Genomic DNA, 12,106 nt, shown 5'->3' on the forward strand with positions numbered 1-12,106 from the left:
GTCAGGCCCGTTCTCCGGGCTGGAGTCGGTCGACCACGTACTCGACCAGGCGGCCGACGGTCAGGCCGATGATCTCGTCGAGTTCCATGCCCGCGACGAACTCGGCGAAGTTGATCCGGTCGCCCCAGCGCTCCCGCAGCTGTCCGGCCAGTGTGACCAGGTCGATGCTCTCCAGGCCGAGGTCCTCGGTGAACCGCGTCTGCATGGTGACCTCGGCGTCGCCCAGGCCGCAATCGTCGAGCACCACGGTCAGCATGCCGGCGAGCTCGGCCAGGACCTCCGGCTCGGTGGGCGGGCGCAGGCCCGTGGGGTGTTCGCTGATGGTCACTTGGCTCGGTTCCCTTCAGGATGCTCGGGGTGGTGGGAATGGTCGAGGTCGTCGGTGGTCCAGGCCACCACGTACTGCCGGGGCGGCAGGTCGGGTGGGCTGCTGAGGCGGGTGCAGCGCACCCGGTGGGTGCGGGGGCCGTCGGGCCCGACGACGGCGACGAGCAGCGCGGACGGTTCCGCGGCGACCACCGTGAAGTCGCGCGGTCGGCCGCTGAGTCCGGTCCGCTCGGCCTTGGCCGCGGCCTCCTTCGCGGCCCAGAACCGGGTGAACCACAGGGCCTCGGGCTCGCCGTCGCCGGCCCGGCAGGCGGCCAGCAGCTCCAGCTCCGCCTGGCCGAGCGCGACCTGGAGGGTCTCGGCCGGGCGCGGAGTGACTTCCTCGATGTCGATGCCGACGCGGGGTACGCCAGCGGGCCGGGCCGGTCTGGCGACGGCCACCGCGATCTCCGGGCGGTGGGCCAGCGAGACCTCCAGCTCGGGCAGCCGCAGGCCGTGAAGGCCGCGGACCAGGGGCCGGCCGGACGGGTCGTTGAGTACCTCGATCTCGGCGGGGAACGGCCGGCGTCCGTCCTCGGCCCACAGCAGGCGTCGGATCGCGTCCTTCGCCGCGATCCGGCCCAGCAGCCAGGCCCGGCGCGTCCGGGGCGGCTGTTGCTCGTATCGGGCGCGCTCGGCGGAGCCCAGGTGGTTGCGCATGATCAGGTCGCGGGAGGCGAGATCCGGCCAGCGCTCGTGCAGCAGCACCCAGCCGCCGGGCTGCGGCCGGGAGAGCGTCGCGCGCTCCACGAAGCGTTCGGTCGGTCTGGTGTCGGGATGGCTGTCGAAGCGGCGGTCCTGCCAGCCCTGCACCTGCGCCCAGACCCGGCCGCCGGACTGCAGTTGCACCTCGGCTTCGAGGGTGTCGTCGGTCAGGGCGGTGATCCGGATGTGGCAGGGGAGCCGGGCGCCGGGCTCGGGTGGCGGCCCGTAGAAGCACAGTCGGCGGATGCCGACCGGGAAGACCACGGAACGGTCGGTGCGGGTGGCCATGATCCAATAGCCGAGCAGCTGGCCGACGTTGTCGAGCAGCGCGCCCGGGGCGGCGGGTACAGTGATCACGCCGCGGACGTGGTTCTCGCCGATCGCGGTCAGTTCGGTCACGCCCTGGAACGCCGGGCCATGGAACATCCAGCGCTCTTGGTAGAGCCCGGCGGCGGTGAGGTCCGGGGTTCGTTCGGCGGTGGGTTGCACCGGCCAGGGGGCGGGCGGCTGATCGTACCGATGCGTCAGTTCGACCGTTCCGTTGGCGAATTTGCCGAAGAAGGCGGCGAGGCGGCCCGGCCCGGCGTCCTTGAGGGTGATCTCCACGTCCAGCGGCGTGGCAGCCGGTACCCACTGCTCGAACCGCAGGTCGGACAGCGCGGCGGTGACCCGCTCTGGGTCGGCCCGCTCGGCGGCGTCCATCAGGTGCTGGATGATCGTGGTGGCGGGGACCACCGGCCAGCGGTCCGACACCTCGGGCCAGCCCGGCCGTTGGCGGAAGAAGCAGTGGTCCAGCAAGTACGGCATGGTGTCCACGGAGATCCGCAGCCTGCCGGCCCGGGGCGGTTCGGTCCGCGGTGTCGCGAGTGCCGGGGCGGGGCTGAACCGCCGTCGCGCGCCGATCAGTTCGGCCGCCGTCCGCTCGGTCTCCCGTAGCAGCGCGCCGAGTTCGGCCGCCACCGGGAAGCGGGCCGCGAGCGCGGCCAGTTCGCCGACCGGCGGCGTGGACACCGTCCCTGCGGCCGGACCCAGTTCGGATCGCAGGATGGTGAGCGCGGTCGGGTCCAGCGAGACCAGCGCGCTGTCGAGGTCGACCGGTACGGCCGGGTGCGGGCGTTGCTCGGGGGCGGTGGGCAGCAGGGCGGCGGCGTCCGGCGAGGCGCCGTCCGCCCAGAGCGCCGCGGCGACCCGGCGCAGTTGCGCCAGCCCGTCCCGGTGCGGGGAGTTGGCGGCGACGACCAGGTGTTCGCGCTTGCCCAGGGTGTCGCCCACCAGCGAGCCCAGCTGCCCGGTGCCGACCTGGACGAAGGCTCGGAACCCGGCCTCGTACATCGCCTCGACCAGCGGCCGGAATCGGACCGGCTCCAGAAGGTGACGCAGGAACAGCGTACGCACCTCGGCCTCACCGGCCGGGAAGGGCGCCGCGGTCGTCCCCGACCACACCGGCACGGTGGGCCGGTGGAGTTCGAAGCGCTCGGCGGCCTCCCGGATCGGCGCAAGGTACGGCCCCAGCATCGGGGTGTGGAAGCCCGACTGGAACGGCAGTACCTGGCCGAGGATGCCGCGGGCGCGGAAGTGCCGGACCATCTCGGCGACCGGCTGCTCCGGGCCGCAGACGATCGCCTGCTGCGGCGCATTGTCGTGCGACAGCACCACCTCCGCCAGGCCCTCCACCGTCGCCAGCGCGTCGAGCACCTCGGCCGCCGAGGTGCCGAGGGCGGCGAAGGCGAGGCCGGGAACGTGCAGCGAGGCGGGGTCGAAGGTGTCCAGGAAGGAGTCCACCGCGGCGCCGGAGTGCAGCCCGGCGCAGATCATCGCCGTCCACTCGCCGACGCTGTGCCCGGCGACGCCGTCCGGCCGCACGCCGATCCGGCGCAGCGCGGCGTCCAGCAGTCGGCCGACACCGACCACGCCGGCGCCGTGCCGGGCGACGTCGCCCACCTGTGCGGTGTCGGCGCCGAGTGGGCGGGGCAGGCCGAAGTGGTCGGCCACCTCCGTCACCCGGGGGGTGAACTCGCCCTCCAGCCCGGGGAAGAGGAACGCCACCCGCCCGGCCGCGTGCTCCCCGAGCAGGGGGCGCGGTGCGAACCAGACGTCGTTGCGCCCGCGCCAGGCCCGGCCGCGGCTCACCGCCCGCCGGGCCAGCGCCAGCCGCTCGGCGGTCGGGTCGACGATCGCCACCCGGCAGCGCGGCGCGGGTCCGCCCCGCTCGGGCAGGCCGGCGGCCAGGACGGCGGAGTCCCCGGCCGCCAGCAGCTGCGCCAGCTGCTCCGGCTCGTCGGCGGCCAGCCGCAGCACCCGCTCTGGCTCGGCCACGACAGCCGGCCGCACGGGCGCAAGAGCGGGCGAGGAGCCTGCATCGGGGGCCTGCTCCAGTACCACGTGGGCGTTGATACCGCCGAAGCCGAAGGCGTTCACCGCCGCGCGCCGCGGGCCCGGACCGGGCTCCCAGGGCTGTGCCGCGCCGATGGTGCGAAAGCGTGTCGCGGCCAGGGCCGGGTGCGGGTCGTCGCAGTGCAGCGTGGGCAGCAGCAGCCCGTGGTACACCGCGAGCGCCGCCTTGACGAGGCCCGCGATGCCGGCGGCCGGCATGGTGTGGCCGATCATCGACTTGACCGAGCCGAGTACCGAGCGCTCCGAACCCTCCGACGCCCGGCCGAACACTGCAGCCAGCGTGGTGAGTTCGGCGGCGTCGCCGGCCGGGGTCGCGGTGCCGTGCGCCTCCAGCAGGCCGAGCGCGCCGGGCGCGGCCGGGTCGAGCCCGGCCGCCTGCCAGGCCGCCCGCACCGCCCGGCTCTGCCCGCCGGGGTCGGGGTTGGTGAGCCCGGCCGTCCGGCCGTCGCCGGCCACCCCGGTGCCCCGGATCACCGCGTAGACGCGGTCCCCGTCGCGCTCGGCATCAGCGAGCCGCTTGAGCACCACCACGCCGGTGCCCTCGCCGATCAGGATGCCGTCGGCCTGCCGGTGGAACGGGCGGATCCGCTGGCTCGGCGAGAGCGCCCGCAGCTGGGCGAACACGCTCCACAGCGTGACGTCGTGGCAGTGGTGCACCCCGCCCGCGAGGACCGCGTCGCAGCGTCCGGTCGCCAGCTCGCCCACCGCCTGGTCCACCGCGACGAGCGACGACGCGCAGGCCGCGTCCACGGTGTAGGCGGGGCCGCGCAGGTCGAGCCGGTTGGCCAGCCGGGAGGCAGCCAGGTTCGGCACCAGGCCGATCGCCGACTCCGGCCGGTCAGGCCCCAGTCGCTGCACGAACACCTCGCGCACGCGGTTCAGTTGAGGCTGCGTCAGTTCCGGCAGCAGCTCGCCCAGGGTGCGGACCAGCTGGTGAGCGCTGCGCACGCGCTGGTCGAGCCGGACCAGGCCCGGCGTCAGGTACCCGCCGCGGCCCAGCACCACCCCGACCCGGTCGCGGTCCGGGAGGCGGTCGGCTCCGCCGGCGTCCGCGATGGCCGCCGCGGCGACCTGGAGCGCGATCAGCTGGTCGGGCTCGGTGCCGGCGAGCGAGTTCGGCATCAGGCCGAACCGGGTCGGCTGCACCTCGGCCAGCCCGTCGACGAAGCCGCCGCGCCGGCAGTACAGCCGGTCCGGCGCGGCCGGCCCAAAGGCGGCCTCCGGGTCGTAGTACTCCGCGTCCCAACGCCCCTCGGGGACGTCCGTGATCGCGTCGACGCCGTCGACCAGGTTCCGCCAGTAGGCCGCCAGGTCGGGCGCGCCGGGCAGCAGTACGGCCATGCCCACCACCGCCACAGGGGGAAGCTGGGTTCCGATCAGGGCCACCGCGCTGTCACCAGCCTGACGCGGTGTAGACCACGGACGGTACCGATTCCTCGCCCCAGGCCAGCTCGCGCAGTAGTGCCAGCGTGCCCGCGTCCGGATCGATCAGCCGTACGCCCCGCCGCCGGTAGTCCCGGGCCAGTTCCTCGGAGACCATGCCGCCGTGTGCTCCGGACGGCGCCCACGGGCCCCAGTGGACGGTCAGCGCCCGGCCGCCGGTCCGCAGCGTCCAGCGGGCGCCCAGCTCCTCCAGTGCGTCGTTCGCCGCGGCGTAGTCGGCCTGGCCGCGGTTGCCCAGCGCGGCCGCGATGCTGCCGAACAGCACGGTGAACCGCGGCCGCGCTGGGAGTTCGGCCAGCGCGTCGAGCAGGGCGGCGGCGCCGTGCGCCTTGGTGGCGAAGACCCGCCGGAACGACTCCGGGTCCTTCTCCGCCAGCAGCTTGTCCTCGATCACGCCCGCGGCATAGACCACGCCGTCCAGCCGGCCGTACTCGGCGTGCACCTCCTTGACGGCCTGCCGGAGGGCGGCCGGATCGGCGGCGTTCACCGTCCGGTAGCGGGCCGGCGAGCCCAGCGCGGACAGCTCGTCGAGCGTCGCCGCGACCTCGCGCCCGGCCAGCAGGCGGGACGCCGCGGCGTCGACCTTCGGCAACGGGACGCCCTGCCGGGCGAGTGCGGCCCGTAGCGCGGAACGGTCGCGGGCGGCGGCCGTCGCCGGGTCCTCGGGGCCCTCCGGGGCGGCGGTCCGGCCCAGCAGCTCCAGCCGGCAGTGGCCGGCTGCGGCGAGCGTCGCCGCGAACCGCGCGGTGATCCCGCGCGCGCCGCCGACCAGCAGCACCACGGCGTCGCGGTCCAGCCCCAGCGCGGCGGCCTCCGCCACGCCGTCGTCGGCCGGGCCGGCACCGGTGCGGCCCAGCACGCCGAGGCCGGCCTCGGCGAGCGCCAGCCCCTGGCGGCCGGCCGGCCCGCGCAGCACCACCGGCTCCCGGTCGTCGGCCAGCAGCTCCGCGACCAGCGCGTCCGCCGCCTCGGCCGGCTCGACTTCGACCAGCCGGACCGTGCTGTCCGGGTACTCGCGCGCCAGCGTGCGGAACAGCCCGCGCAGCCCGTCCGCCCGGCCACCGGCGGACGGCGCCGCAGGGCGGGCGGCGAGCAGGCGGCGCGGCGCCAGGGCCAGTGCGGCCTGCAGGGCGGGTATACAGCCGGGCAGCACCGGCGCGCCGAGCTCGGCGAGCGGGTCGAGGAGCAGAACGCCGTCCAACCGGCCGTCTGCGGTGGAGAGCTCGTGTGCCGCATCGAACGGCAGGGCGTCTGCGCCGGCCGCGCCGAGACGGGCGGCGAGCGCGGCGGCGAGGCCGTGGCCGTCGTCGCCCAGCAGGGCGAAACGGCGGCCCGCGAGTGTGTCCGGCGATCCGGTGGGGTCGGGCAGCGGAACGGCGGCGAACCGCAGGCGGACCGGCTCGTGGCCGGCCACGACGACGGCGGGTTCAGGGGCGGCCGCGGGTTCCGGGTTCGGTTGGGTGGTGTGGGTGGTGAGCCAGGTGGTGATGGCTGTGACGGTGCGGGCGCGGGAGAGTTCTTCGATCTGTCGGTCGTCGAGGGTGGTGAGGTCGGTGTCGGTGGTGGTGAGGCGGCGGGCGAGTTGGCCGATGATTTCGGTGCGCTTGATGGAGTCGATGCTGAGGTCGGCTTCGAGGTCGAGGTGGGGTTCGATCATGTCGGCCGGGTAGCCGGTGCGTTCGCTGATGGTCTCGACCACGACGTGCAGCAGGTTTACCGGTTCGGACGCCGCGAGCACCGTCGGCTCGGCGGCCGCGGCCGGCAGCGCCGGGGCCACCGGGGTAACCGCGGGAGCGACGGGGGCCGGCCGGGCCGGCGCCGCCGCCGCGCCGCCGAAGTACGTCATCAGCACGTCCCGTTGGGCCGCGATCAGTTCCCGGCTGGTGCGCAGGTAGTCCGCCACCAGCGCGTCACCCGCACCTTCGTACCCGCCGTTCGCCTGCGGTGCCTGCGCGGTCATCAGAGCCTCCGGTACGGGTCGGGCCGGCGCCAGCGCACCGGGTAGCAGGTCTCCGGCGGCCGTCCGCACCAAGTGCCCGTCCACCGTCCAGCCGGGCCGGCGCGTGGTGCGCACCCGGCCGGGGTCCACCGCGTCCCGGCCGCGCAGCAGCGGCCCGGTACGCACCGGCACTCCCGCGACCGCCAGTTCGGCCAGCGCGTCGAGGAAGCCCGGCAGCCCGCGGCGACGCCCCTCGACAGCCACCACGCGGTGCGGCCGCTCGCCGAGGACGGCCGACACCAGACCGGTCAGCACCGACCCCGGGCCGGCCTCGACGAAGACGCGCGCACCGGTTCGGTACATCGCCTCGATCTGCTCGACGAAACGCACCGGTGCGCCGATCTGCGCCGCGAGTTCGGCCCGCACCCCGGCCGGGTCCGCCGGGTAGGCGGCCGCGGTCCGGTTCGACCAGACCGGGAACTCCGGCGCGCGTACCGTCCGGGAGGCCAGCGCCGCCGCGAAGCACTCGCCCGCGCCGCCGACCAGCGGGCTGTGGAAGGCACATGCGACGGGCAGCCGCTTGACCCCGAACCCGGCCGCCCGCAGCAGCTCGCCTGCCGCCGCGACCGCCTCCGTCCCACCGGAGATCACCGTCTGTCGTGGCGAGTTGTGGTTCGCGATCACCACGCTGCCGGCCGCGCCGGACGCCGTGAGGGCTCGCCCGACCTCCTCCGAGCCGGCCGCCACCGCGGCCATCGAGCCCGGATCCGCGCCCTCGCCGACCGCGTCCACGATCGCCCGGGCCCGCTCCGCGCTGAGCGCCGGCAGGTCCTCCGCGCCGAGCGCCCCGGCCGCGCACAGCGCGACCAACTCGCCGTAGCTGTGACCCCCTGCCAGGTCCGGGCGCACCCCGGCAAGCGCCAGCAGCTCGTACGCCGCGAGACCGGTCACGCCGAGCACCGGCTGCGCCACCCGGGTGTCGGTCACCGCCGCGCGCTGCGCCTCGCGGTCCTCCGGTGTGAAGGCCGCCGGCGGGTACAGCACCTCGGCGAACTCCCGGCCGAGCCGTAGCTGACGCTGCAACACCGGGAAGGCCGTGAACAGCTCCGCGAACATCCCCGGGCGCTGGCTGCCCTGCCCCGGGAACAGGAACGCCACCTGCCCGGCCTCGACGCCCGCGGACCCGGCCAGGTGCAGCCCATCCGCCGGAGCGTGCTCCCCGGCCCGCGCGCGGTACAGCAGCCCGGTCAACTCGGCCACGTCCGAGGCCACCACGGCGATCTGCACCGGCCCGCGTCCTGCCTCCGCCCGGCGGGACGCTGCCAGGGCCAGATCCCGCAGCCGCCACGGCTCGCCGTCCGCCGCCAGTTGCAGCAGTTCCTCGACCCAGCGCAGCGCTCCGGCCCGGTCCGTGCCGCGGAACAGGAACAGCTCGGCCGGCCACTGCGGCAGGCCGTGCACCGGCGGCGGGCTGTCGTAACCGCGCAGCACCGCGTGGAAGTTGGTGCCGCCGAAACCGAACGCGCTGACTCCGGCGATCCGTTCGGCCGGCGGTACCGCCCACGGCCGTGCCTCGGCGTGGAAGACGAACGGGCTCTCCGCCTCCCGCCAGGCCGGGTTCGGCCGCTCCAGGTGCAGGGTCGGGGGCTTGACGCCGGTGTACAGGGCCAGCGACGCCTTGATCAGACCGGCCAGGCCCGCCGCGCACTTGGTGTGCCCGATCTGCGACTTGACCGACCCGAGCGCGCAACTCCCCGGCGCCGCCCCGGCCTCCGTGAAAACCTCGGTCAGCGTGGCCAGTTCGGCCCGGTCGCCGACCACCGTCCCGGTGCCGTGTGCCTCCACCAGTCCCACCTCGGCCGGCCCGACCCCGGCACCGCGGTACGCGCGCTCCAGCGCCGCCCGCTGCCCCTCGGGGCGCGGGGCCGTCAGGCCCAGCGAACGGCCGTCGCTCGCGCTGCCGACGCCCTGGACCACCGCATACACCCGGTCGCCGTCCCGCTCCGCGTCCGCCAGACGCTTGAGCACCAGGCAGCCCACGCCCTCGCCCAGCGCGATGCCGTCCGCCGAGGCGTCGAACGGACGGGAGCGGCCGGTCGGCGAGAGCGCGTGCACCGAGGCGAACAGCAGGTAGTCGTTGATCCCGTTGTGCAGGTCCGCGCCGCCGCACAGCGCCAGGTCGCTGGTGCCCGCGACCAGCTCCTTGCAGGCCACGTCCAGCGCCGCCAGCGAGGACGCACAGGCCGCGTCCACCGTGAAGTTGGCGCCGCCCAGGTCCAGCCGGTTGGCGATCCGGCCCGAGATGACGTTCGCCAGCATGCCCGGGAAGGAGTCCTCGGTGAGCTTGGGCAGCTGCGCCGCGAGCGGCTCCGGCACCCGGCCCAGGTACGCCGGCAGCACCGACGCCAGCACCCCGGCGTTCGACAGGTCACTGCCCGCCTCCGCGCCGAACACCACCGTGGTCCGGGAGCGGTCGAAGCTCCGCCCGCCCTCCGCTCCGCCGCCGTCGTAGCCGGCGTCCACCAGCGCCCGGCGCGCGGCCTCCAGCGCCAGCAGCTGGACCGGCTCGATGCTGGCCAGGGCGGTCGGCGGGATGCCGTAGCTCAGCGGGTCGAACGGGATCGGCGGCAGGAAGCCGCCCCACCTGGACGGCGTGCTGCCGGGCTCGCCGTCCGGCGAGTAGTACAGTGCCGGGTCCCAGCGCTCGGCGGGCACCTCGGTGACCGCGTCGACCCCGGCCACCACGTTGGCCCAGAAGGCCGGTAGATCCGGCGCGTTCGGGAACATGCCCGCCATGCCGATCACCGCGATCTCCAGCGGCGCGGCCACCGGGTCGGCCTCCGCGGCCGGCTCCAGCTCCAGCTGCTGGACCAACTGCGCGGCCCGGGCGGCCAGGAACTCAGCCGCGCCGGTGCTGACCGCCGTGTGCAGCTCGGCCAGCGTGGTGGCGGCCGAGCGCAGCACCGCGACCTGGCCGGCCATGAACATCCCGCGGGCCAGCTGCTCCTGCTCGTCGACGCCGGTCAGCGAACCCGCCACCCGGTCCAGGCCCTTGCTGGCGACCCGCAGCCGGCCCACGTTCAACTGCTCCAGCCGCTCCCAGACTTCGCGCTCCGGCACGCCGTCCGCCCGAAGCCGCTCGCGGGTCCGCCGGAACTCCGCGGTGAACGGGCTCGGCACGCAGCGGGTGGCGTGGCCCGGCGCCGTCTGCAGAAGCTCCGTCCCGCGCGCGGCCAGCACCTGCCGCTGGAACTGCGGCTGGACGGCGCCCAGGGCGACCGCCTCCTCGGTGAACAGGTACGCCGTGCCCATCAGCAGGCCCGCCGCCACGCCCCGGTCCGCCAGCGGTGCGGCGAGCGCCGCCACCATCGCCGCCGACCGCTCGTCGTGCACGCCTCCCGCGAGCAGCACCTCGACTCGGGTGACCGCGTCCGCGGCGTCCAGGAAGTCCGAGAGCACGGCCAACTGGGCCTCCCAGAGAGGGAAGCTGTGCTGCGGCCCGACATGCCCGCCGCACTCCGAACCCTCGAAGACGAACCGGCGCGCCCCGTCCTCCAGGAACTGCCGCAGCAGGCCGGGGGAGGGGACGTGCAGGAATGTCCGGATCCCGGCCTGCTCCAACGTCCTTGCCTGCGACGGGCGTCCGCCCGCGATCACCGCGTGAGTGGGTCGCGCGGCCAGGACCTCGTCCAGCTGGGCGCCTCGCACCTCCTCCGGAGCGAAGCCCAACACGCCGACACCCCAGGCGAGACCGCCCGCTGCCGCGCTCGTGCGGGCCAGCAGCTCGCGGGTCTGCTCGCGGTCCGCCAGCGCCAGCGCGACGAACGGCAGCGCACCGGCGGCGGCCACCGCCGCGGCGAAGGCCGGCTGGTCGCTGACCCTGGTCATCGGCCCCTGCGCCACCGGCAGTTCGCTGCCCAGCACGTCACACATCCGCGCGTCCGGCCCGAGCAGCGCGGCGGCCGCGCCCGGCGCCGCCGCGGCCCGCAGCCCGTCCAGCACCGCGTCCCGGACGGCCCGCACCGCTCGGCCGGCGGTTCTCCAGCGGTCGGCGAATCTCTGTGCCAGGAAGCAGTCTTGACCTAGCGCCAGTTCCATGCGCGATCCGTCCGGCTGAGCGCGCCGGAGCGCGCGGCGGCCGTCTACGAGCACGGTCTCGGAGCCGTCCAGGCCGCGAAGGGCGGCGGCGGCCTCGTCCGGCGGGGCCGACTCGGCCAGCAGGGCCAGCTGGCTGTCCAGCACCACCCCGGCCGCACCGCCCGCCACGGCCGCCGCCGCGGTGTGCGGCCCGATCCCGCCGCACGCCCATACGGGCACGGCGATCTCCGGTGCCGCCAGGAGCTGTTGCAGCAGCACGAAGGTGCTCAGCTCCCCGACCCGCCCGCCGCACTCGCTGCCACGCGCGACCAGGCCGTGCGCGCCGGCCCGCAGCGCCGCCAACGCCTCGGCCAGATCCGTCACTTCGGCGAGTACCCGGTACTCGCCGGCCAGCCTCGCCACGTCCCAGCCCGGGGTCGGCGCCGCCAGCACCACGGTGTGCGGGCCAGCGCCGCCCGGGGAGCGCAGCTCAGCGGGTGTCAGGCCGCAGTCGGGCTCGACCCGCACCCCGAACCGGCCGGGGGTGCGTTCGTACAGTCGGGCGAGTTCCTCGCGCGTCCGGCGGTCGCCGGTGCCGAGGTCGAGCACGCCGAGCGCGCCCGCCCGGCACACGGCCTCCGCCAGGCCAGCGTCCGGTGCGTGGAACGGGGTGATCCCGATGACGAGGTCGACCAGCGGGGGATTGGGCCTCATGGGCACTCCGGTGTGAGTCACGGTGCAGTCGGGGGCAGGTGCGACTCCTGGCGCAGTGGGCTACGAGCCTCGCGAAGGGGGAGTGCGAGGCATCGTTGCGCGATCCGCTGGCCGGTTGAAGAATGACCCTACCGATTGGTAGGCCTGGCAAGGTTAAGCCAAAGTCACATGTGCATGTCAATATCCTGCACGTGGCTGACCCACTCTCCGGCGATCACTCAACCGGCGTGCCCGGCAGACAACTTGCCCCGCTCCTCCGGGTGGTCAGGGCTGCCGCATGAAGGGCTGGACAACTGACGCGCCACTGGGGGCACCCCGCAGGCCACAGTCGAAAACCGGTCAGACCTTCGCCGAGGCTCGGGCGGCGGCGGACCAGGAACACCGCCGCCACATGCTGATCGGTCTCAAGGTCCGGCTGTACATGACGCCGAGCAGCGAAGACTGGGATCTTCCCGCCAGCCTGTAGGC

At 75.3% G+C, this 12,106-nt stretch carries 4 protein-coding genes; 1 reads left to right on the plus strand and 3 read right to left on the minus strand.

Annotated features, from left to right (window positions below; translation table 11 throughout):
- Position 1 precedes the first annotated feature (1 nt).
- From BOQ63_RS37015 to BOQ63_RS37025, 3 genes are all read right to left on the minus strand, one after another.
- On the minus strand, positions 2-256 hold the full coding sequence (locus BOQ63_RS37015; RefSeq protein ID WP_046385904.1) for an acyl carrier protein: 255 nt from the start codon (positions 254-256) through the stop codon (positions 2-4).
- Between the two features lie 68 nt (positions 257-324).
- Positions 325-4,851 carry a type I polyketide synthase gene (locus tag BOQ63_RS37020; RefSeq protein ID WP_223886144.1) on the minus strand — a complete coding sequence of 1,509 codons (4,527 nt, stop codon included), beginning with the start codon at positions 4,849-4,851 and terminating at the stop codon, positions 325-327.
- Between the two features lie 7 nt (positions 4,852-4,858).
- Positions 4,859-11,638: a type I polyketide synthase gene (locus BOQ63_RS37025; RefSeq protein ID WP_150476268.1), complete on the minus strand. Its 6,780-nt coding sequence runs from the start codon at positions 11,636-11,638 to the stop codon at positions 4,859-4,861.
- Between the two features lie 277 nt (positions 11,639-11,915).
- Here BOQ63_RS37025 and BOQ63_RS37030 point away from each other — a divergent pair, with 277 nt between their 5' ends.
- Positions 11,916-12,104 (plus strand): hypothetical protein, encoded by a 189-nt coding sequence (locus tag BOQ63_RS37030; RefSeq protein ID WP_143174844.1) that lies wholly within the window; start codon positions 11,916-11,918, stop codon positions 12,102-12,104.
- Positions 12,105-12,106 lie beyond the last annotated feature (2 nt).

The organism is Streptomyces viridifaciens (genome assembly GCF_001888885.2).
In the GTDB taxonomy this organism is placed as follows: Bacteria; Actinomycetota; Actinomycetes; order Streptomycetales; family Streptomycetaceae; genus Kitasatospora; species Kitasatospora aureofaciens.